At 63.5% G+C, this 21223-nt stretch carries 20 protein-coding genes; 8 read left to right on the top strand and 12 right to left on the bottom strand.

Going from position 1 to position 21223, the window contains the following annotated elements:
- Positions 1-124: 124 nt before the first annotated feature.
- The 6 genes from ACMFWR_RS04325 to pyk all read right to left on the bottom strand — a co-directional run bounded on the left by ACMFWR_RS04325 (position 125) and on the right by pyk (position 7014).
- Positions 125-1165 (bottom strand): L-threonylcarbamoyladenylate synthase, encoded by a 1041-nt coding sequence (locus tag ACMFWR_RS04325; protein ID WP_413193786.1) that lies wholly within the window; start codon positions 1163-1165, stop codon positions 125-127.
- Between the two features lie 8 nt (positions 1166-1173).
- Entirely contained in the window at positions 1174-2310 is a 1137-nt protein-coding gene (locus ACMFWR_RS04320; RefSeq protein ID WP_413194781.1) for a 5-(carboxyamino)imidazole ribonucleotide synthase, read from the bottom strand.
- A gap of 146 nt (positions 2311-2456) precedes the next feature.
- Positions 2457-2921 (bottom strand): 5-(carboxyamino)imidazole ribonucleotide mutase, encoded by a 465-nt coding sequence (gene purE, locus ACMFWR_RS04315; RefSeq protein ID WP_413194780.1) that lies wholly within the window; start codon positions 2919-2921, stop codon positions 2457-2459.
- A gap of 196 nt (positions 2922-3117) precedes the next feature.
- Positions 3118-4011, bottom strand: coding sequence for a phosphoribosylaminoimidazolesuccinocarboxamide synthase (locus tag ACMFWR_RS04310; RefSeq protein WP_413193785.1), 894 nt, complete (start codon positions 4009-4011; stop codon positions 3118-3120).
- A 154-nt stretch (positions 4012-4165) separates the two neighbouring features.
- On the bottom strand, positions 4166-5230 hold the full coding sequence (gene fba, locus ACMFWR_RS04305; protein ID WP_413193784.1) for a class II fructose-bisphosphate aldolase: 1065 nt from the start codon (positions 5228-5230) through the stop codon (positions 4166-4168).
- A 347-nt stretch (positions 5231-5577) separates the two neighbouring features.
- Positions 5578-7014 (bottom strand): pyruvate kinase, encoded by a 1437-nt coding sequence (gene pyk / locus ACMFWR_RS04300; RefSeq protein ID WP_413193783.1) that lies wholly within the window; start codon positions 7012-7014, stop codon positions 5578-5580.
- Here pyk and ACMFWR_RS04295 point away from each other — a divergent pair.
- Entirely contained in the window at positions 7013-7372 is a 360-nt protein-coding gene (locus ACMFWR_RS04295; RefSeq protein WP_413193782.1) for a hypothetical protein, read from the top strand. The genes pyk and ACMFWR_RS04295 overlap by 2 nt on opposite strands.
- Before the next feature lie 87 nt (positions 7373-7459).
- Here the strand turns inward: ACMFWR_RS04295 and ACMFWR_RS04290 are convergent, their stop codons facing one another.
- Positions 7460-8656 carry a phosphoglycerate kinase gene (locus tag ACMFWR_RS04290; protein ID WP_413193781.1) on the bottom strand — a complete coding sequence of 399 codons (1197 nt, stop codon included), beginning with the start codon at positions 8654-8656 and terminating at the stop codon, positions 7460-7462.
- Between the two features lie 626 nt (positions 8657-9282).
- Here ACMFWR_RS04290 and ACMFWR_RS04285 point away from each other — a divergent pair.
- The 6 genes from ACMFWR_RS04285 (at position 9283) to ACMFWR_RS04260 (ending at position 14023) form a co-directional block, all read left to right on the top strand.
- The gene (locus ACMFWR_RS04285; RefSeq protein WP_413193780.1) at positions 9283-10203 is read left to right on the top strand and encodes a branched-chain amino acid transaminase; all 921 of its coding nucleotides are present in this window, start codon (positions 9283-9285) and stop codon (positions 10201-10203) included.
- A 187-nt stretch (positions 10204-10390) separates the two neighbouring features.
- The gene (locus tag ACMFWR_RS04280; protein ID WP_413193779.1) at positions 10391-10588 is read left to right on the top strand and encodes a zinc-finger domain-containing protein; all 198 of its coding nucleotides are present in this window, start codon (positions 10391-10393) and stop codon (positions 10586-10588) included.
- Between the two features lie 50 nt (positions 10589-10638).
- Positions 10639-11616, top strand: coding sequence for a lipopolysaccharide heptosyltransferase II (gene waaF, locus ACMFWR_RS04275; protein ID WP_413194779.1), 978 nt, complete (start codon positions 10639-10641; stop codon positions 11614-11616).
- 127 nt (positions 11617-11743) lie between these two features.
- Positions 11744-12190, top strand: a complete 447-nt coding sequence (locus ACMFWR_RS04270) for a nuclear transport factor 2 family protein (protein WP_413193778.1) — start codon at positions 11744-11746, stop codon at positions 12188-12190.
- Positions 12191-12225: 35 nt separating this feature from the next.
- The gene (locus ACMFWR_RS04265; RefSeq protein WP_413193777.1) at positions 12226-13347 is read left to right on the top strand and encodes a YheT family hydrolase; all 1122 of its coding nucleotides are present in this window, start codon (positions 12226-12228) and stop codon (positions 13345-13347) included.
- A gap of 70 nt (positions 13348-13417) precedes the next feature.
- Positions 13418-14023 (top strand): DUF2946 family protein, encoded by a 606-nt coding sequence (locus ACMFWR_RS04260; RefSeq protein ID WP_413193776.1) that lies wholly within the window; start codon positions 13418-13420, stop codon positions 14021-14023.
- Here the strand turns inward: ACMFWR_RS04260 and ACMFWR_RS04255 are convergent.
- Positions 14016-15839 (bottom strand): M48 family metalloprotease, encoded by a 1824-nt coding sequence (locus ACMFWR_RS04255; RefSeq protein WP_413193775.1) that lies wholly within the window; start codon positions 15837-15839, stop codon positions 14016-14018. The genes ACMFWR_RS04260 and ACMFWR_RS04255 overlap by 8 nt on opposite strands.
- Positions 15840-15979: 140 nt before the next feature.
- Between ACMFWR_RS04255 and moaC the strand changes: the two genes are divergently transcribed.
- Complete coding sequence (moaC, locus tag ACMFWR_RS04250) at positions 15980-16456, top strand: cyclic pyranopterin monophosphate synthase MoaC (RefSeq protein WP_413193774.1); 477 nt, start codon at positions 15980-15982, stop codon at positions 16454-16456.
- A 156-nt stretch (positions 16457-16612) separates the two neighbouring features.
- Here the strand turns inward: moaC and ACMFWR_RS04245 are convergent, their stop codons facing one another.
- The 4 genes from ACMFWR_RS04245 to sucD form a co-directional block, all read right to left on the bottom strand.
- Entirely contained in the window at positions 16613-18442 is a 1830-nt protein-coding gene (locus tag ACMFWR_RS04245) for a PglL family O-oligosaccharyltransferase (RefSeq protein WP_413193773.1), read from the bottom strand.
- 291 nt (positions 18443-18733) lie between these two features.
- Positions 18734-19258 carry a pilin gene (locus ACMFWR_RS04240; RefSeq protein ID WP_413194778.1) on the bottom strand — a complete coding sequence of 175 codons (525 nt, stop codon included), beginning with the start codon at positions 19256-19258 and terminating at the stop codon, positions 18734-18736.
- 212 nt (positions 19259-19470) lie between these two features.
- The gene (locus ACMFWR_RS04235) at positions 19471-20172 is read right to left on the bottom strand and encodes a TerC family protein (protein ID WP_413194777.1); all 702 of its coding nucleotides are present in this window, start codon (positions 20170-20172) and stop codon (positions 19471-19473) included.
- Positions 20173-20310: 138 nt separating this feature from the next.
- A complete protein-coding gene (gene sucD / locus ACMFWR_RS04230) occupies positions 20311-21195 on the bottom strand; it encodes a succinate--CoA ligase subunit alpha (RefSeq protein WP_413193772.1) in 885 nt (294 codons plus the stop codon).
- Positions 21196-21223 lie beyond the last annotated feature (28 nt).

Genomic DNA, 21223 nt, shown 5'->3' with positions numbered 1-21223 from the left:
GTTAAAGAATCAGGAACGGCGAGCCGTTGCGTTGCGCACGTCATGCATGGCCGACGTTGAGTGCCGTGGGGCCGCAGGAGGATCGACGAGACATGAGGCGTTCGAAATCGCCCGTCACGCTGCGTCAGTCGTCGACTGGCAGATCGTCCTCGAATGCAGCGGCCGCGCGACCCAGCCGGTCGTTGACGGCGGCCCACTCGGGCGTGGACGGCAGACGTTCGATCAGAATGCGATCGACCTCCGAACGATCCAGCTCGCGAAGCAATCCGTAGAGTGCTTGCGCGTAGCGCGGCGGGTCCTCGGGTGCGGCGATAAACGTCACGTTCGGCAGCTTCGCGATATCGCCGATCGCCGAGGGACGCGCGACGATGGCGATCGCTTCGCTGGCGCGTTCAATTGCAGTCGCGGCAATCGCATCGGCGTCGAGCAGGGCGAGCGGCGTACGCGTCGCATAGTGAGCCTTGAGGGTGCCTGATGCACGCGGCGCGGTGACGTCAGAGCCATCGGGCAAACGCGGCATTTCGCCGAGTACCTCTGCCAGCTGCTCCGGTCGCAGATGACCCGGCCGCAACAACGCGGGAAAACCGCGCGACAAATCAAGAATCGTCGATTCGATGCCGACCTTCGATGCACCGCCGTCGAGAATCTCGATCGAGTCACCGAATTCTTCGCGCACGTGCTGCGCCGTGGTCGGGCTCACATGACCGAACCGATTGGCCGAGGGCCCTGCGACACCGCCGTGTCCGTTCCTGAGCGTATCGAACGCGCGCAACAGCGCCTGCGCAACCGGATGCGACGGGCAACGCAGGCCGACCGAATCCTGTCCGCCGCTCACGACATCGGGAATATGCGCCGCGCGTTTGAGGATCAGTGTCAGCGGGCCCGGCCAGAACGCATCGATCAGCAACCGGGCGGAATGCGGCAGCGACTGTACCCAGTAACCGGGGTCACTCTCGGGCGACACGTGGACGATCACCGGATGCGTCGACGGCCGGCCCTTGGCCGCGTAGATACGATTGACCGCATCGACATCCTCGGCGTTCGCGCCAAGGCCATAGACCGTTTCAGACGGGAACGCGAGCAGCTCGCCTCGATTCAGCACGGCGGCAGCGGTTGCGATCCCTGCCTCATCCGGTTGCAGAAACGGTTTGAGATGCGCGGTCATGATCGGCTTCAATGATCGAATGCGATGCCCAGGAGCCGCTGGCATTCGCGCGACGCGTCGCGAGCGGCTTCGGGCGTGGCGGCGGTCAGCGTGATATGGCCCATCTTGCGACCTACGCGCGCGTCTTCTTTTGCGTACAGATGAAGTCGCGCCTCCGGCAGTGCGGCGACATCGTGCCAGGGCGGTGTCGTCGGCGTGCCGTCGTGGAACCAGATGTCACCAAGCACGTTGAGCATGACCGCCGACGAATGCTGACGCGTATCGCCGAGCGGCAGCCCGGTCATGGCGCGGACCTGCTGTTCGAACTGGCTCGTCGCGCACGCATCGATCGTGTAGTGCCCCGAATTGTGCGGCCGCGGCGCCATTTCGTTCGCAACCAGCGTGCCATCTTCGAGCACGAAGAACTCGACGCAGAGCACGCCGACGTAATGCATATGCGCAGCAATGGCCTGCGCAGCGGACTGCGCTTGCGACACGACCGCAGCACTCGCGCGCGGCGACGGCACGGTCGTCTCGGCCAGGATGCCGTGATGATGGATGTTCTCCGCAAGCGGATAGACCACCGAACGGCCGTCGGCGCCGCGCGCGACCAACGCGGAGACTTCATAGGCGAGCGCGAGGCGCTTTTCGAGCACGCACGCGACACCCCCCATCTCGGCGTGCGCGAGGCGCACGTCGTTGACATTGTTCACGCGGACCTGCCCCTTGCCGTCATAGCCGAGGCGCGCCGTCTTCAGAATGCCGGGCAGAACCGCGTCGAGGTCCGCATCGGCCATGCCGGCCAGCGCCGCCGACGATTCGATCACGACATGAGGTGCAACGGGAACGCCGCATTCGACGAGAAAGCGCTTCTCAATCGCGCGGTCCTGCGCGGTCGCGACGCAACGCGCGCTCGGCGCAACGAAGCTCGAACGCGCGAGAAACTCCAGGCTCGCGGCCGGGACGTTTTCGAATTCGGTCGAAATCGCCGCACACAGGCGCGACAACTCAGTCAGGCCCGACTGATCGTCGTATGCAGCACGGATATGCCGGTCGGCCACCGTCCCCGCCGGGCTCGACGGGTCCGGATCGAGCACCGCCACGCGATATCCCATTGCCTGCGCCGCGAAGCAGAACATGCGGCCGAGCTGGCCGCCGCCGAGCATGCCGAGCCAGGCGCCCGGAAGCAGCGGCGCAGCGGGCGCGGAGCCTTGTTCGGCGCCCGGCACCGTGGTGACGATCGAAGCGGTGGTCGATAGCGAAACGGTCATGGTGTGCCTTGCAAATCTGGATGAATACTTGGGCCGGCGACTCAGGCCGGCGGCAACGTCATATTGCTCGCGACCTCGTTCTGGCGCACACGGAACGCGTCGAGCTTCGCCGCGAGTTCCGGCGATGCGTTCGCAAGCATCGAAACAGCGAACAGCGCCGCATTCGCCGCGCCCGCCTCGCCGATTGCAAACGTCGCGACCGGCACGCCCTTGGGCATCTGGACGATCGAGTGCAGGGAATCGACACCCTTCAGGTATTTCGAAGGTACCGGCACGCCGAGCACGGGAATCGTCGTCTTGGCCGCCAGCATGCCAGGCAGATGCGCCGCACCGCCCGCACCCGCGATGATCGCCTTGAGGCCGCGTGCACGCGCACCCGCGGCGTACTCGAACATCTCGTCGGGCATCCGGTGCGCCGAGACGACCTTCGCCTCATGCGCGATACCGAACTCCTTGAGCACCGCGACCGCGTGCTGCATGACGTCCCAGTCGGAACTGGAACCCATCAATACGCCTACCTGTACCGATTCGCTCACGTCCTGTTTCCTTCCCTGTACCTTCGACTTCGAATGATGCGCCAAGGTGTCTGGCGTCTTGGGCTTGTCGCACCGGCACATGCCGGTGGCGCTCGCCTCTCACAAGCGCTTGCCGCGCGCTCGTTGCACGCGCCTGCTGCACGCGCCTGTTGCACGACGCCCGCTATTACTTCAACGTTTCGCCGGTCAGACGCTCGAGCGCCTCGCGATATTTCGCGGCGGTCTTCTCGACGACTTCGTCCGGCAGCTTCGGCGCCGGCGCGGTCTTGCCCCACGGCTGGGTTTCGAGCCAGTCGCGCACGAACTGCTTGTCGAACGACGGCGGATTGCTGCCAACCTGGTATTGATCCGCGGGCCAGAAGCGCGACGAATCCGCCGTCAGCACTTCGTCCATCAGGTGGAGCGTGCCCTCGTCGTCGAGACCGAATTCGAACTTGGTGTCGGCGATGATGATGCCGCGCGTCGCTGCATAGGCCGAGGCTTCCTTGTACAGGCGGATGCTCACGTCGCGGATCTTTGCCGCGAGTTCGGCGCCGATGCGCTGCTCGACTTCCTCGAACGAAATGTTTTCGTCGTGCTCACCCATCTCGGCCTTGGCCGCGGGCGTGAAGATCGGCTCGGGCAGCTTTTGCGCGTTCTGCAGACCCGCGGGCAGTTTGACGCCGCACACCGCACCCGTCGCCTGGTAGTCCTTCCAGCCGCTGCCCGCGAGATAGCCGCGCACCACCGCTTCAACGAGGATCGGCTTCAGACGCTTGACCACGACCGCACGACCTTCGACCTGGGCCGCTTCGTCGGCTTGCACGACCGACTCCGGTGCAATACCCGTCAGGTGGTTAGGCACAATGCCGCCGAGCTTCTCGAACCAGAAATTCGCCATCTGGTTCAGCACTCGGCCCTTTGCCGGAATCGGCTCACCCATGATGACGTCGAACGCCGACAGACGATCGGTCGTCACGATCAGCAGCTTGTCGTCGCCGACCGCATAGTTGTCGCGCACCTTGCCGCGGCCAAGCAGCTTGAGCGAATGGAGCGAGGAATCGTAAAGAGTCGAGGACATGGCAGCCTTTCCAGTCTTGCTTTCTAGGTCAAACGTGAAATCGAAAACGCCACCCAGCCGCGGGTGGCGTACCTGAATCTGAACCGCGCATTTTAATGCAATCGCCGAAGCGGACCCGCGATCGCCGGATCGCCGGTCCGCTCACGGTCGATGATCAATGCACGACTTGCGCGAGTTCGCCCCGCTTGTACTTCTGCGCCATGGCGTCGAGCGCCACCGGCTTCAGCTTGTCGGCCATGCCTGCGGATCCGAAAGCGACGAAACGCGACTTGCACACTTCCATCGCTGCCTGACGCGCCGGCTTCATAAAGTCGCGCGGGTCGAACTTCGACGGATTCTCGACGAAGAAGCGGCGGATCGCACCGGTCATGGCCAGGCGCAGATCGGTGTCGATATTGACCTTGCGCACGCCGTACTTGATGCCTTCCTGGATCTCTTCGACGGGCACACCGTACGTTTCCTTCATATCGCCGCCGAATTCGCGAATCTCGGCGAGCAGTTCCTGCGGCACCGACGACGAGCCGTGCATCACCAGGTGCGTATTGGGGATGCGTGTGTGGATGTCCTTGATCCGCTGGATCGACAGGATATCCCCGGTCGGCTTCTTGCTGAATTTGTACGCGCCGTGCGATGTGCCGATCGCGATCGCAAGCGCATCGCACTGCGTGTTGCGCACAAAGTCGGCGGCCTGCTCCGGATCGGTCAGCAGTTGCTCGCGCGTCATCGTGCCTTCAGCGCCGTGGCCGTCTTCCTTGTCGCCCTTCATCGTTTCGAGCGAACCCAGCACGCCGAGCTCAGCCTCGACCGTCACCCCGATCGCGTGCGCCATGTCGACGACGCGACGCGACACATTGACGTTGTAGTCGTAGCTCGCCAGCGACTTGCCGTCTTCCTCGAGCGAGCCGTCCATCATCACGCTCGTAAAGCCGCTGCGAATGGCCGCAATGCAAATGGCCGGCGACTGACCGTGGTCCTGGTGCATGACGACGGGGATATGCGGGTAGGCCTCGACCGCGGCTTCGATCAGATGACGCAGAAACGGCTCGCCCGCGTACTTCCGGGCGCCGGCCGATGCCTGCATGATCACCGGTGAGTTGACCTCGTTGGCGGCTTCCATAATCGCCTGGATCTGTTCAAGGTTGTTCACGTTGAACGCCGGTAGCGCGTAGGTGTGCTCGGCTGCATGATCGAGCAGCTGGCGCATCGAAACGAGAGGCATGTGGAACTCCTTAGCTGTGTAGAAACCACGCGGCCCACGCGACTCTCATGCAACAGCGGCTCGCGGCGCAGCGTCGCCCCGACGCGTCGTTCGGAGCGGCGCGCGCAAGTCTTATGCACACAGCACGAGTTCGCGCGTTGCCAGCCCAGGCATCGTGCGCGCCGATCATTACGCGACACGGAGTCCGACTTCGCCGGCATCACGGCCAACTTCGAAGCGGGCCCGGTTGAGCCGGGCCATCGACGGTGCGTTACCGCCTCCACGGGTCCCCAGACCCGCTTCGAAGTGCACTCCCCGACGGCTTTCGGGGCGCACCCCGAAAGCCGTCAGGAGCTGCGTTGATGCGCTTAGATCGGCTCGCCGATACGAACGATCTTCAGCGTGTTCGTACCGCCTGCCTGACCCATCGGCTCGCCGACCGTCAGCACGATCTTGTCGCCGTGTTTCGCATAGCCCTTCGACACGATGATGTTGATCGCATCAGCCAGCGCCGCATCGCGGTCGCGGTTCGAGTCGATCGAGACCGGCGTGACGTTCCGATACAGCGACATCGAGCGGACGCTGCTCTCGCGCGGCGTCAGCGCGTAGATCGGCACCGGGATCCAGTGACGGCTCATCCACAGCGCAGTCGCACCCGACTCGGTCAGCGCGACGATGGCCTTCGCATCGAGGTGGTACGCCGTGAACAGCGCGCCCATGGCGATCGACTGGTCGATGCGTGTGAACGTGCGGTTCAGGAAGTCATTGTCGAGTTCGACGTGTTCCGACTTTTCGGCTTCGACGCAGATGGCCGCCATCGCTTCGACGGTCACGACCGGATACTTGCCCGCAGCCGTTTCGGCCGACAGCATCACGGCGTCGGTGCCGTCGAGCACCGCGTTCGCGACGTCCGACACTTCCGCGCGCGTCGGCACGGGGTTCTGGATCATCGACTCCATCATCTGCGTCGCGGTAATCACGAGCTTGTTCGAGTCGCGCGCCATGCGGATCATGCGCTTTTGCAGCGCCGGCACCGCCGCGTTGCCGACTTCGACAGCCAGATCACCCCGGGCCACCATGATGCCGTCCGACGCATCAAGGATCGACTGCAGCACCGGAATCGCTTCGGCGCGTTCGATCTTCGCGATCATCTTCGGACGGATGCCGTATTGCTCGCCGGCGATATTGCCGAGCTGACGCGCCATTTCCATATCGGTCGCGTTCTTCGGGAACGACACGGCGATGTAGTCCGCGCCGAGCGACATGGCGGTCTTGATGTCCTCCATGTCCTTCGCGGTCAGCGCGGGCGCGGTCAGACCGCCGCCCTGGCGGTTGATGCCCTTGTTGTTCGACAGCTCGCCGCCGATCTTGACGACCGTGTGGATCTCGTCGCCGACGATGCGCGACACGGTCAGCACGATCAGGCCGTCGTTGAGCAGCAGCACGTCGTTAGGCTTGAGGTCGCGCGGCAGGTCCTTGTAGTCGAGGCCGACGCGATCGTCGTTACCGACTTCGCAGGCGGCATCGAGAATGAACGCGTTGCCCGCGATCAGCGTGGTCTTGCCGTTCTCGAACTTGCCGACGCGGATCTTCGGGCCTTGCAGGTCGGCCATGATCGCGACTTCGCGACCGCATTGGCGTGCGGCTTCGCGCACGGTCTCGGCGCGCTGACGGTGATCGTCGGCCTTGCCGTGGGAGAAGTTCAGGCGCACCACATCGACGCCTGCCTTGATCATCTGATGCAGGGTGTCGAACGTACTCGAAGCGGGGCCGAGGGTTGCGACAATTTTGGTGGCGCGATGCATGGATCTCCTCATTCTGCGATTGGCAGGACTGTTGAATGACGCAGCCGGGTCTGCCGATGCCGGGATCGTCCGGTCATCGGTGGCTGTCGGGTTTGTTGTGTGTTGGGTATTCGGTGAAGACGCGGTGCTCGCAACGGACGACGCCGTGGACTGCATGGGAGCCGCAGCGTCCGCAGCGGCGCCAGATGCAATCGAGGCATCCACGCCCGGCACGGCAACACCGTCTGCGGCGTGCGCGGCATCGTGGCCGGCTGCCGCAGCGGTCGTGGCATCCAGGGCCTTGAGCACGTCGGAGACGTCGTGGGCCGTTTCGGGCGCCACGGGCAATGCGCCCGTGGTGTCGCCGGCTACGGGCTGAGCGGCGGTCGCGGGTTTCGCCGACGACGGGGCGCCGGGTGCGCCGTCCGTCGATTTCGAAGAAGCCGGTGTGCGGCGCGCTGTCATCTTATTGGGCCCGCGATTCAAGTACCGCGACGGCCGGCAACGTCTTGCCCTCGAGGAATTCGAGGAACGCGCCACCACCCGTCGAGATGTAGCCGATCTTGTCGGCGATGCCGTATTTGGCAATCGCGGCGAGCGTGTCGCCACCGCCTGCGATCGAGAACGCCGCCGAGTCGGCAATCGCCTTGGCCAGCGTCTTCGTACCTTGCTCGAACGCGTCGAACTCGAACACGCCGACCGGGCCGTTCCAGACGATCGTGCCGGCTTCGCCGATCTGCTTGGCCAGCACCGCCGCGGTCTGCGGGCCGATGTCGAGAATCATGTCGTCGGCAGCGACGTCGTCGACCGACTTCGTTTCCGCCTTCGCGCTCGCCGAGAATTCCTTCGCGGTCACGACGTCGGTCGGCACCGGCACCGATGCGCCGCGCTGCTTCATCAGTTCGATGATCGCCTTCGCTTCTTCGACGAGATCCGCCTCGGCAAGCGACTTGCCGATCGGCTTGCCCGCGGCAAGCAGGAACGTGTTCGCGATGCCGCCGCCAACGATCAGCTGATCGACCTTGGCAGCCAGTGACTTGAGAATCGTCAGCTTGGTCGAGACCTTCGAACCGGCGACGATCGCCACGAGCGGACGCTTCGGCGCGCCCAGCGCGCGACCCAGTGCGTCGAGTTCCTGCGCGAGCAGCGGGCCCGCGCATGCGATGCCGGCGTACTTCGCGATGCCGTGGGTCGTCGCTTCAGCGCGGTGTGCCGTGCCGAATGCGTCGTTCACGTAGATGTCGCAGAGCTTGGCCATCTTTTGAGCCAGCTCGTCCGAATCCTTCTTTTCGCCCTTGTTGACGCGGCAGTTCTCGAGCAGCACGACCTGACCCGGCTTGACGTCCACGCCGTTCTCGACCCACTGGGCGACGAGCGGAACATCACGGCCCAGCAGCTCGGCCAGACGTTTGGCGACGGGCGCGAGCGAGTCTTCCGGCTTGAATTCACCTTCGGTCGGACGACCCAGGTGAGACGTGACCATCACGGCAGCGCCGGCGTCGAGCGCCTGACGGATTGCCGGGACCGATGCGCGGATCCGCGTGTCTTCGGTGATATTGCCCTGGTCGTCCTGCGGCACATTGAGGTCGGCGCGGATGAATACGCGCTTGCCGGAAAGCTTGCCGTCGGCGATCAGATCGGAGAGACGCAAAACGTGGGTCATGTGAATGTGGGAGTTTCCGGGTGGGTGGGACACTGCACGCGCCGCTTCACCACAACGCAGCACGCTCGAGCGAAAAGGGAACGGTATTTTACCCGATCCCACCGGCGTTCCAATGTGACAAAGCAAATGCGGCGGACACGCCAACTATGTGGGAAAAGTGCAATGAATACACCCCGGCCGGATGGCCTATGCATTTCCTACATCGCCGATACGGCTTTGCCGCATCGACTGCACAACCCACGCCGACCGGCTCGCGGGCCACGCCAGACGGGCGTTTTTGGGCTTGGACTCATTGAGGCTGCGGCGTCCCCGCAGCGTTTTGCGGCCAGGTCAATCGCCCTCTATGGCGGAATGCGCCGAGCCAACGGCTGAAATGCGAGCGGCGCGGGCGGCAGAATTCGCAATGCCCGGCGGTCTTTTCCTGTGTCGTTTGTTATACAGCTTTGCCTTAATCCCGACTCGATTAGTCACCTATCCGGCCAAATCACACGGGCAGACCTTATAAACGCCGGTTATCCCGACGCAGACGGTCAAAACCGCCGGACGCCGGACCGACCTGATTTACAATGCGGCACTTGGCTCAAAGCCCGCTTTAGACACTAAGCAAGACACTGAGGAGAACCGTGATGTCCATGGCTGACCGCGACGGCAAGATCTGGATGGATGGCAAGCTGATCGACTGGCGCGATGCACAGATCCACGTCCTGACCCATACCCTGCACTACGGCATGGGCGTGTTCGAAGGCGTGCGCGCGTACAAGACGGCGGACGGCACGGCGATTTTCCGCCTCGCCGAGCACACCAAGCGCCTGTTCAACTCGGCCAAGATCTTCCAGATGGACATTCCGTTCGATCAGAAGACCCTCGCCGACGCACAGCTTGAAGTCGTGCGCGCAAACAACCTCGAGTCCTGCTATATCCGCCCGATCGTCTGGGTCGGCTCGGAAAAGCTCGGTGTCGCGGCCAAGGGCAACACGATTCACGTCGCGATCGCAGCGTGGCCGTGGGGTGCGTACCTCGGCGAAGACGGCCTGGCCAGGGGCATTCGCGTGAAGACCTCGTCGTTCACGCGCCACCACGTCAATATCTCGATGGTTCGCGCCAAGGCGTCGGGCTGGTACGTGAACTCGATCCTTGCGAACCAGGAAGCCACGGCCGACGGTTACGACGAAGCACTGCTGCTCGACGTCGACGGTTATGTGTCGGAAGGTTCGGGCGAGAACTTCTTCCTCGTCAACAACGGGAAGGTCTACACGCCTGACCTGTCGTCGTGCCTCGACGGCATCACCCGTGACACGGTGATCACGCTCGCCCGCGACATGGGCATCCCGGTCATCGAAAAGCGCATCACCCGCGACGAGGTCTATACGGCCGACGAAGCGTTTTTCACGGGCACGGCCGCTGAAGTCACGCCGATCCGCGAGCTCGACAACCGCACGATCGGCAGCGGCAGCCGCGGCCCCGTGACGGAAAAGCTCCAGAGCGCGTTCTTCGACATCGTCGGCGGCAAGAACCCGAAGTACGCAAACTGGCTCGCCAAGGTCTGACCCGTCCTGACGACGCGTTGGTAACACGCAGCATATGCAGCACACGCGGCGCGCGCTGCAAGGCGCAGCAGCGCAACGCAGAATTCACACACGTAGCACAGCATCACGCGGTAATCACGCCGTATTGAGCGACGGCCGCCGAACCGGCCGTCGCGATCCTTAGAGCATTGGCAGAAGAACGGTTCCCATGAACGACAACACCCAGATGCCGCTGGTCGAACTCAGCGCCCACGACCTCCCGGCTTATTGCCCGAACCCCAACATGGCACGCTGGAGCTCGCATCCGCGCGTGTTCATCGACGTGACCCACGGCGAAGCCCGCTGCCCGTACTGCGGCACACGCTACAAGCTCCGTGAAGGCGAAGTGCTCAAGGGTCATCATTGAGTTCGCGTCGCGCTCTGGTTATTGCGCCGAACTGGATCGGCGATGCTTTGATGGCGCAGCCGCTGTTCACGCTGCTCAAGCGGCAGAACCCGCGTATCGCGATCGATGCGCTGGCGCCGGGCTGGGTCGCGCCCGTTCTCGAGCGCATGCCCGAAATCAACGAGGTCTACTCGAGCACGCTCGCCCACGGCAAGCTGCAGATCTGGAATCGCTGGCATCTCGCCAGTGACTTCCGCGAGAACCGGTACGACGCGGCCTACGTGCTGCCGAACTCGTTGAAATCAGCGCTGATTCCGTGGCTTGCGGGCATCAATCTGCGCGTCGGCTATACGGGCGAGTCGCGCTACGGGCTGCTCAACGTGCGGCACGCCAATCCTCGCAAGGACGAGCGGCCGCCGATGGTGCGTCACTACGCGGCGCTCGCGTACAAACCGGGCGCCACGCTGCCCGACGACCTGCCGCTGCCGCGCATCGAGTCCGACCTCAATGAAGGCGTACGCGTCTCGAACCGGTTTACGCTCGATACGCGCGTGCCGCTGGTCGTGTTCTGCCCCGGTGCCGAGTTCGGTCCGGCCAAGCGCTGGCCTCCCGAGCACTTCGGCGCGCTCGCGCAACTCGTGCGTCATGCGTTCCCGTATGCACAGATCGTTGCACTCGGGTCGCCGAAAGACTCGCCGGTCGCCGCCGCAATCGCCGAGCACGCGCCGTTTGTCCGCAACCTTTGCGGGCAGACGTCGCTCTCGGACGCGTGTGCGTTGATCGGACGCGCGAGCGTGGTCATCTCGAACGATTCGGGCCTCATGCACGTGGCTGCAGCGCTGCGACGGCCGCTAGTGGCGTTGTACGGGTCGTCCGATCCGCGTCATACGCCGCCCCTGTCGGAAAGCGCGAAGGTACAATGGCTTCACCTCGAATGCTCGCCGTGCTTTCAGCGCGAATGCCCGCTGGGTCATTTCAAGTGCATGCGCGATCTGAGTCCGGAACAAGTGTTCGAACAGTTGCGCGAAATGTTGCTCGCGCGCCGGTAGTGCAGCGTGCCGTCCGCGCGAGATGCGCGGACGCGGCGCTGCTCGGGGCCGCCAGGCGGCCGCTCCGAGCGCCAGCTCCGGTTGGCGCTTATCGGCGCAGTTAAACCGCCGCACTTTTGACCGACCGATGCCACGATTTGCCCGCCTGTTCGAAGCCGCCGCCGACACCCTGCACGCGTTCTATCGCGCGGTCAGCGAAGCCAATCTCGATGGCCTGATGGAGCTGTGGATCGACGAGGAGTTCGTCAGCTACATCTGTCCGGACGGCTCACACCTGCATGGCCTCGATCAGATCCGGATCGGGCTCTCCAAACAGTTCGAGTTTCCGCGCACGCAGATCGAACCGCTCGATGTACGGGTCTATGACAGTCTGGGCACGATCGTCTATGCGGTCGCCGAGGCGCATCGCGCGCTCGACGATCACGATGTGCCCGAGATGGTGTTTTCGACCTATGTGATGGTGCATGAGCGCGGCGAATGGCGAATCGCCCATATTCATTCGAGCGCGATGCCCGCCAAGGCCGCCGACCAGTTCGCCACGCGCATGCGACGCGACGCAGGGCCGCTGCACTAGGCACGCGCACCGGCAGCGCCGGTGCCCAGCAAGTCATGAACACCCCGTTGATCTATCTTTCCCCACGCTGGCTGCCGAGCGGCCACCTGCAGACGATCGTGCCCGCCAAGCTCGGGCGTCTGCCCAAGGTCGTGTTCGAACGGGAGCGCTGGGATACGCCCGACGGGGATTTCATCGATCTCGATCATCTCGTGGCGCCGTCGACGATCAGTGCGGCGGCGAGCGCGGTGTTGTCCGGGGTCGGTTCGTCGGCAGCTACCGTCCTTTCCGGCGTGACGCACGGACCGAACGGAGCCGCCGCCCCGCCGACCGCTACGCCGAACGCCCATGCGCGGAATGCCCATGCGCGGGACGCCGACACTCCGCCCCTGCTGGTTCTGTTTCATGGGCTCGAAGGCAACTCGTCGAGCCACTACGCGCTGACGACGATGGCGCTGACACAGGCGCGCGGCTGGCGCGGCGTGGTGCCGCATTTCCGTAGCTGCAGCGGACCGATGAACCTCGCGCCCCGCTTTTATCATTCGGGCGATAGCGCCGAGATCGACTGGATCCTGCGCCGCCTGCGCGAGCGGCATCACGGCAAACTCTTCGCGGCCGGGGTTTCGCTCGGTGGCAACGCACTGCTGCGCTGGCTCGGCGAACGCGGCTCAGACGCACTCGGTATCGTCGATGCGGCAGCCGCGATCTCGGCGCCGATGGACATTCCCGCCGGCGGTCACGCGCTATCCAGCGGCTTCAACCTGGTCTACGCACGCTCGTTCCTGAAGACGATGAAGGTCAAAAGTCTTCAGAAGCTCGCGCAGTTTCCCGGCCTGTTCGATCGTGAGGCGATGCTGAGCGCGCGCACCTTGCACGAGTTCGACGACATCGTGACCGGGCCATTGCACGGTTTCAAGAATGCGGACGATTACTGGCAGCGTGCGTCGTCGATTCATTTGCTGACTGATATCGAAGTGCCTACGCTCGTGCTCAATGCGCGCAACGACCCGTTCCTGCCCGCGCACGCGCTGCCGACGCACGCTCAGGTCAGCCGGATGGTCGAGCTCGAACAACCCGAGACGGGTGGCCATGTCGGGTTCATGACCGGCGGGTTTCCGGGCCGGCTCGACTGGCTAGGCACGCGTTTGCTGCATTTCTTTGATTCGTACGCGCAATAGACGCGTTGCGGCACACCCGGGCACGTCATGTGCGCCGATCGTTGCCATACGGAGGCTGGAGCTTCGCAGCATGGATGACATCGTTCGACAGGCGCTCGCCAAATGGCCCAATGTGCCCGCGTGCTACGGCTGGCTGATGCTCGACCGGCGCGGCAACTGGCGCATGCGCGACGAAGCAGTCCAGCGCGCCGGCGGCCTCGGTTCGCCCGTGCGGCATGCCGCGCTGATAGCCTTTATCGTGCGCAACTACGACGTGGACGAACGCGGCCAGTGGTACTTCCAGAACGGACCGCAGCGCGTCTATATCGAACTCGAGTACACACCATTCGTCGTGAGGCTGTCGCAGGATGCGCAAGCTGATGCCGCGCTGGTGCTGGCCGATCAATGCGGGACGCGATGGGAACCGCAGGGATGCTGGGTCGATGATCGGGGCGCGGTGGTGTTCACCGGGCGCGTGGCAGACGACCCACGCCCGCGCGTCGGGGTACTGCACGATCACGACCTCGATCTGTTCTCCGATTTTGTCGAGGACGTCGTCCCGGGCGATGCACCGCCCGAATTTGCATGGAGCAAAGATCACGTCCTTGCGATGACGTCCGTACGCTTCGACGACGTTCCCGCTCGATTTGGATTTGTCAGAAGCCCTGCTGAACTCGCCGACAGTCCCGCTAGTTGAAGTCGTCCTTTTCCTTCTGATCTTCCTTGTATTGCGCCTCCATCTGGTGGAGGCGTGCCGCGATCGCCGACGCTTCGTAGAAGTTGACGTTCTTGTCTTCCTCGGCCGATTTCAGATGCTCGGTGGCTGCCGGCCATGCACCGCGCAGTGCCAGGCGTTCGGCCATCGCGCGGTGTTCCATCACCGTATCGCCGACTTTGTCGCTCGCTTCAGCGAGGTACGCCCACCATGCGGGTTGCTCGGGCGACTTGATCGTTTCGAGATGCGCGACGACCTGCGCCTGCGAATAGCGGTGCGCGTACAGCAGCGCTTCGAGCTGCGCATCGATCACGGCGTTCGACTGCGGCCACGCGCGGCGCGCGGCGTCGACGATGCGCAGCGCGTCTGCATCCCGACCGGCCTGCACCGCCAGATGCGCCGACAACACAACGAGGCTCGGTGTGTCTGCGTTCGGGTTCTTTGTCTGCGCACGATAGAGCTGCTGTGCACTCGCCAGCGCCTCTTCGGCGGCGACCGTGTCATGGAGCATGCTCTGCGCGACAGCAACGCCATACCAGCTCGCCGCCATATTGAGCGCCGTCTGACTCTGGATCTCGGACTGGAAGCGTCGGACCACTTCACGCAGATCGCTCGGCCAATTGGCCTGAAGCACGATCGCGCGAGCACGCACGAAAAAGTATTCGGGGTTCTGCGTCGGCTGGCGATACGGGGTGCGTCGCGCGCGGTCTTCCATATCGGCAATGCGATCCGTCGTCAGCGGGTGGGTGCGCGCGTAGGCCGGCACGATGCCGCTGTCATGCGACGCGGCCTCGAGCCGCTGGAAGAACGCGGCCATCGCATAAGGATCGTAGCCAGCGCCGGCCAGCATGCGGAATCCCGTGCGATCGGCTTCGTGCTCGGCGGTCCGTGAGAAGCGCAATTGGTTATCGACGGCCAGGGCTTGCGAACCGAGCACCATGGCTTCGCCAAGGTCGGCGCTGTGAGCGACCAGGCCGGCCAATACACCGAACAGCAGCCCCGCCAGCGCCGTATAGCCCGTGTTGCGTTGCTGGCTGATCGACCGAGCGATGTGCCGCTGCAGCACGTGTCCCATCTCGTGGCCCATCACCGACGCGAGTTCCGACTCGGTCTGCGTGACCTGAATCAGGCCCGTATTGATCCCGATAAATCCGCCCGGCAACGAGAACGCATTGATCTGCGGATCGCGAACGCCAAAGACCTCGAAGTTCGGCACATAGGTACCGAGATATTCGTCCTGCGCCGCGACCGCGAGTTTGTGCGAAACGGAATTCAGATAGTCGACGAGCAGCCAGTCGTCGATGTAGTCGGGGTCGGCGCGAATTTCACGCATCACGCGCTCGCCGAGCTTGCGTTCGGCGGCCGGCGACAGGTCGCCGCCCGATCCGTCGCCGAGACTCGGGAGTTGCTGGATCGAGAACGGGTTTTTGAGCCCCGTCGGCGATTCGAGCGCCGTCATCGAGCTCGAGTGATCGGAGATATCGTCGCGCGCCTCAGCCGCATATTTGAGCCGCTCGACCGGCATGTCGGGCACGGCACGCAGGGCCGACGCGGGTAGCGGGACGGCGGCCTTTTTGGATTGGATCGAGACGGAGCCCGTCGCGAGCTGGCGATTGGTTTGCGTCTGAATCGCGGCGGCGCTCGCGGCTGCGGCGGCCGCGGCGGCCTCCGATGCGATCGAGGCCGGCGTGCGTAGCGCTTGACCAAAGGATGCCGGCGCGGGCAAAGCCAGCGAAACGATCAGGCAGCTGATCAGCGGCGTGCGCAGCGGCATGCGCACAGGCAAGCGCAGTGGCATGCGGCGTTGAAGCTTCGTCAGAAGCCTGCGGGTTCTGTTGCGAGTCGGGCGCGATTTCAAGCGAATTTTCGGCGGGAGCTGGGCGACAGGTGCCTGCTATGATAGGCCCCCACAGAATGCCAGAAAACAGGAATTGCCCGATGTCCGGACTCACCCACTTCGACGCCGCTGGCCGCGCCCATATGGTCGACGTCGGCGACAAGGATATGACGCGACGCGTCGCCGTGGCGCGTGGCTCGATCCGGATGCAACCTGAGACACTCGACGTGATTCGCGAAGGACGCGCATCGAAGGGCGATGTCATCGGCATCGCACGCATCGCCGCCATCCAGGGCGCGAAGCGCACGGCGGATCTGATCCCCTTGTGTCATCCGCTCGCGCTCACACGCGTGACCGTCGACTTCGATTTCGATGCGGCGCTGCCCGGTGTGCGCTGCACGACGCAGGTCGAAACGATCGGTCGCACAGGCGTCGAAATGGAAGCGCTGACCGCGGTCCAGGTCGGCCTGCTGACGATCTACGACATGTGCAAGGCGATCGACCGCGGCATGGTCATGACCGATATCGGTCTGCAGGAAAAGATCGGCGGCAAGTCGGGGCACTGGACGGCGGCTTAGTCGAGCGTCGCGCGGCGGCGCGGATGGCCGTCGCGCCCGACCCGCGCCGGCTCAGTCACCCGTGTGACTCACCTTGCTGAGTCGGGCTGGCCCATCTCACTCATGTTTGCCGCGCCTCGACCGCCGCTGCCCCGCCTCAATCATCGCTGAAGGGCATTAGTCGTCGCTGTCGCTATCGTCGTCGTCCTGCTTTTTCGGCTCCGGTGCTTCGCCGTAAAGCGCGACCAGCTTTGCCTTGAAGTCGACGAGTGCTGAACCCATCTGGTCGCACTCTTCATAGAGACCCGACAGCGCGCTTGGCCAGCTGTCGACGCCTTCGGCGTAGACCTTCATGCGCTTCACGGTGTCCAGCGCCTCGTCTTCTCGCCCCGCGAGCACGAGCAGTGCAGCTTCACGGCGCAGCACGACTTCACCCGGCAGCAGATCCATCGCCTTGCGGTGCATATCGAGCTTCGTCTGCAGATCCGCCTTGTTCAGCGACAGCAGCGTCGCGAGGCCGTAGTCGCCCCACGGCTGGAAAATCTCCGAGGGCGCGGCGCGATATTGCTTCTCAGGCGACTCGCCGTAGTACAGGACTTCCGCGCGCCAATAGTCGGACAGCACCGGGTACATCGCGCCCAATCCGGCGACCAGCAACAATCCGTAGCCGACGCGCGTGAACGACACCGGCACGAAGCGCGCCGCCGCCGGTTCGAGCAGGCCGACGATAAACGCCGCGGGCAGCAGGAAGAACATGTACTGCTGCGGATACTCGACGAGCGCATGCACACCCAGCACGGCGAGGATCGTCAGGCCGAAAATCATCCCTGGGTTGTGCCGTGCGCGCAGCACGCGAATCAGCCACATCGCGATGCCGCCAAAAATGATCACGGCGCCCACGATGCCGGTCTTCGCGAGCAGGTCGAGCACGATATCGTGCGAGTTGTTGGCCAGTTCGATCTTGCCGAGCGCTTCGGTCAGGCCGTATTGGTGAATCGGGAATTCACCCCAGCCCACGCCGAACAGCGGGCTTTCCTTGAACATCGACCAGCCGTAGGTCCACAACGCGAGCCGCGGCGAAATCTGGCCCGCTTCGTGGAAACGCTCTGCGGCCGACGTGGCGAGGTTCAGATGCCACGCCACGTTGGCCCAGCGCACGAAGATATTGGCGACGATAAAAATCGCGAGCACACCCACCGGGGCAATCAAGCCACGCCAGCGTGACGCCCGATGTCCCGACATCGGCCGGCGCGTCGGGATCGCATCCCCGTTCGCTTCAGGTTGGCGGCTCAGTCCGAGCCACAGCGCGCCCAGCACGATCACGCCGGTCTGCAGCCACGGCGTGCGCGACACGGTGAGCGCCTGTCCGATCGCGAACAGCAGGCTCACGACGAACCACACGCTCCACGGCAGACGGCGCGTTGTCACGAGATAGACGGCCGCGGTCATTCCGAATGCGATATAGGTCGCGAGGTGGTTCGCCTGCGCCATATTGCCGAAAGGCCGGCGTTCGACGGTCACGCGATATGCGACGACGAACGGCCGTACGTGGACTTCCCAACTGAAGGTCTGCACGACCTGGCAGAACACCGCGAACAGCGCCCCGAGGACCAGCGCGATCGCGGCCGCACGAATCATTGACGGTGCCATCAGCATGCGCGACGACCAATAGCCTGCATGCATGACGAGCAGCGCCATCAGGACAAAGCCGAGTCCGAGCGCATTCATGCGCGGCAGGGTCGTCGGCACGACTACGGTCTGGAGTGCGATCCAGATGCCGAACAGCAGCATGATCGCGCCCGAACGCGGCGACGCAAGCAAACGCGCGCTGTTGGTGGTGCTCGCGTACCACGCGACGCCGACCGTCATCATCAGGAACAGCGAATACGAAACGTACTCGGCGTAGAACGTCGGAATTGGATACGTATGAGAGACGACGCCGTACGGGATCGTCAATGCCAGCATCAGCAGAAGCAGCGTCAGAATTCGCGGGAACTGGACAGGCATCGGTACTTGTTCGGTTGAGATGCAAACCGCGCACTATACAAAACTTTTCTTGCAGCTCGGTCGTGAAATGTAATCGGCTCAGGATCAGCCCCTCCGTGGCGGGCCATCAATGTGCCGCTCGAAGCATACGCAAACGCGACCCGCGTCGTACCCAAGGCCTCGTCCCAGCCTCACGAGTGCCTCATCAAAGCCTCGTCAAAGGCTCGTCAACACCGCATCAACACCACGTCAAAGCCCCATCAAAGCTTCGTCAAAGCCTCACCGAAGCCTCACCAGGGTCTCACTCAAGCTTCACCCTCGGCACTCCGGCGGCGCGAATTTCGGCGCCAGGGTGGCGGCTTGCGCCGGCGCCGGGCCAGGCGTCTCAAACGACGAAGTCGCCTTGCCAGCAGCGAAACACTCCCACGCCAGCATCGCCGCAGGCGGCACGCCCGGACGCAATGCCGTGCGACCATTCGCACGGTTCGTTCCCGCTGATCCCCATGCATCGTCCGTCTCGGCATCGGCGGAAGTGGATGGCACGAGCCGCAAGGTGTTCGCGCCCGAAGGCGATACGCGTTCGGTATAGCGAATCTCGATTTCGCCCGAATCGGGGTCAATCTGCAGCGACTCCACATTGCGCGTCGGTGGCGGTGGCGCGTATCCCAGATCGAAACGCACGCCGTTCAGTGCGTTGTCGGCCACCACCAGTCGGGCCGCGCCGGCCAGCATGATGCCCTCCCCGACGCGACTGCGTGCGACATAGTCCTGATACGAGGGCACTGCGTAGGCCGCGATCACGCCGACGATCGCCAGCACGATCATCAGCTCGACCATGGTGAATCCGAATCCGTCGAATCGCCGCGCATGACGCGTACTGTCCGAGGGGGTACCGCTCGAAGGGGCAGCGAAGCGTGCAGCGTGGCAGGCGATCATGGCAGTGCTCCGGATAGGCCGTAGTCCACCGCATGCTTGCCGAGCGGCGAACCTGAGTCTTCATCCTAAGCGCACCAATGACCGTGCAACAGTTGGCCAGACGAACGATGCCGCTACGCCTGAGCGGATCGCCGTCGGGCCCGGACGCCGAGGCCCACGCCGACCACGAACAGTGCGCCGATCACACAGGCCAGGTAATTCATGAAATCGGACTGGAGCCAGTCGAAACGATCGACAAACGGGTCGCCGATGATCAGGCCGCCGCCGATCCAGCCGAGCAAACCTGCGCCGCCGACAATGATGAGCGGCACGTGCTCAATGAGTTTCATCAGCAGCGCACTGCCTGATACAACCAGCGGAATGCTGACAATCAGCCCGAGCACGACAAGAACGATCCGCTGTCCGGAAGGCGCATTTTCCGCAGCCCCCGCAATCGCGACCACATTGTCGAGACTCATCACGAGGTCGGCAATCATGATGGTCTTGATCGCGGAAATCAGGCGGTCGGACGCAGCAATATTGTCATGGGCACTATCCTCGGGCTGCAGTAATTTAATGCCGATATACAGCAGCAATATGCCGCCGATCATTTTTAAAAACGGGATATCGAGCAAATACACCGCGAATGAAACCAGAATCACGCGCAGAACGACGGCACCCAATGTCCCGAAGATAATGCCCTGCGTTCTTTGTTTTGCATCGAGATTGCGGCACGCAAGAGCGATGACGACCGCGTTGTCGCCACCGAGAAGCAGATCAATCACAATGATCTGAATCACGGCGCTCCACTGAAAATCGGCAATATATTCAGGCATGCGTAATGTTCCGTGTTCGATAGTCGAACACCGCTGATCATTGGCATTCAGCGTGAGCACCAATAAAAAACGGGGTATCCCGCAAAGGATACCCCGCTTGTACGACAGCTTACAGTCGACGAAATGTCGACTTACAACTTAGCCCAGCACCGACTTCAGCAGGCGGCCCATTTCCGACGGGTTGCGCGTGACCTTGATGCCGCATGCGTCCATGATCTCGAGCTTGGCTTCTGCCGTATCGGCACCGCCCGAGATCAGCGCGCCTGCGTGGCCCATGCGCTTGCCCGGAGGCGCCGTGACGCCCGCGATAAAGCCAACGACCGGCTTCTTCATGTTGTCTTTGATCCAGTACGACGCGTTGGCTTCGTCCGGGCCGCCGATTTCACCGATCATGATCACGGCGTCCGTATCGGGATCGTCGTTGAACATCTTCATGACGTCGATGTGCTTGAGACCGTTGATCGGGTCGCCGCCGATACCGACTGCCGACGATTGGCCGAGGCCGAGCGCCGTCAATTGGCCGACTGCTTCATACGTCAGCGTGCCCGAACGCGACACGACGCCGATGCGGCCCTTGCGGTGGATGTGACCCGGCATGATGCCGATCTTGAGTTCGTCCGGCGTGATCGTGCCCGGGCAGTTCGGTCCGAGCAGCAGCGTCTTGCGGTTTTCCTTACGCATGCGGTCCTTCAGCGCGATCATGTCGCGGACCGGAATGCCTTCGGTAATGCAGATCGCGAGATCCAGATCGGCTTCAACGGCTTCCCAGATCGCAGCAGCTGCGCCTGCGGGCGGCACGTAAATCACCGAAACCGTTGCGCCGGTTTCTGCCTTCGCTTCCTTGACCGAAGCGTAGATAGGAATGCCTTCGAAATCTTCGCCGGCCTTCTTCGGGTTCACGCCCGCGACATAAGCTTCGCGGCCGTTTGCATATTCACGGCAAGCACGCGTATGGAATTGACCGGTCTTTCCGGTGATGCCCTGCGTGATGACCTTGGTATCTTTATTGATCAGAATCGACATGTAATGACCTCTGTTCGTTTGGCTGAAT

Source organism: Pararobbsia alpina, from assembly GCF_965118125.1.
Lineage (GTDB): Bacteria > Pseudomonadota > Gammaproteobacteria > Burkholderiales > Burkholderiaceae > Pararobbsia > Pararobbsia alpina_A.
Note: the sequence above shows the minus strand (reverse complement) of the source record. Positions and strands in the feature narration are given on the sequence as shown.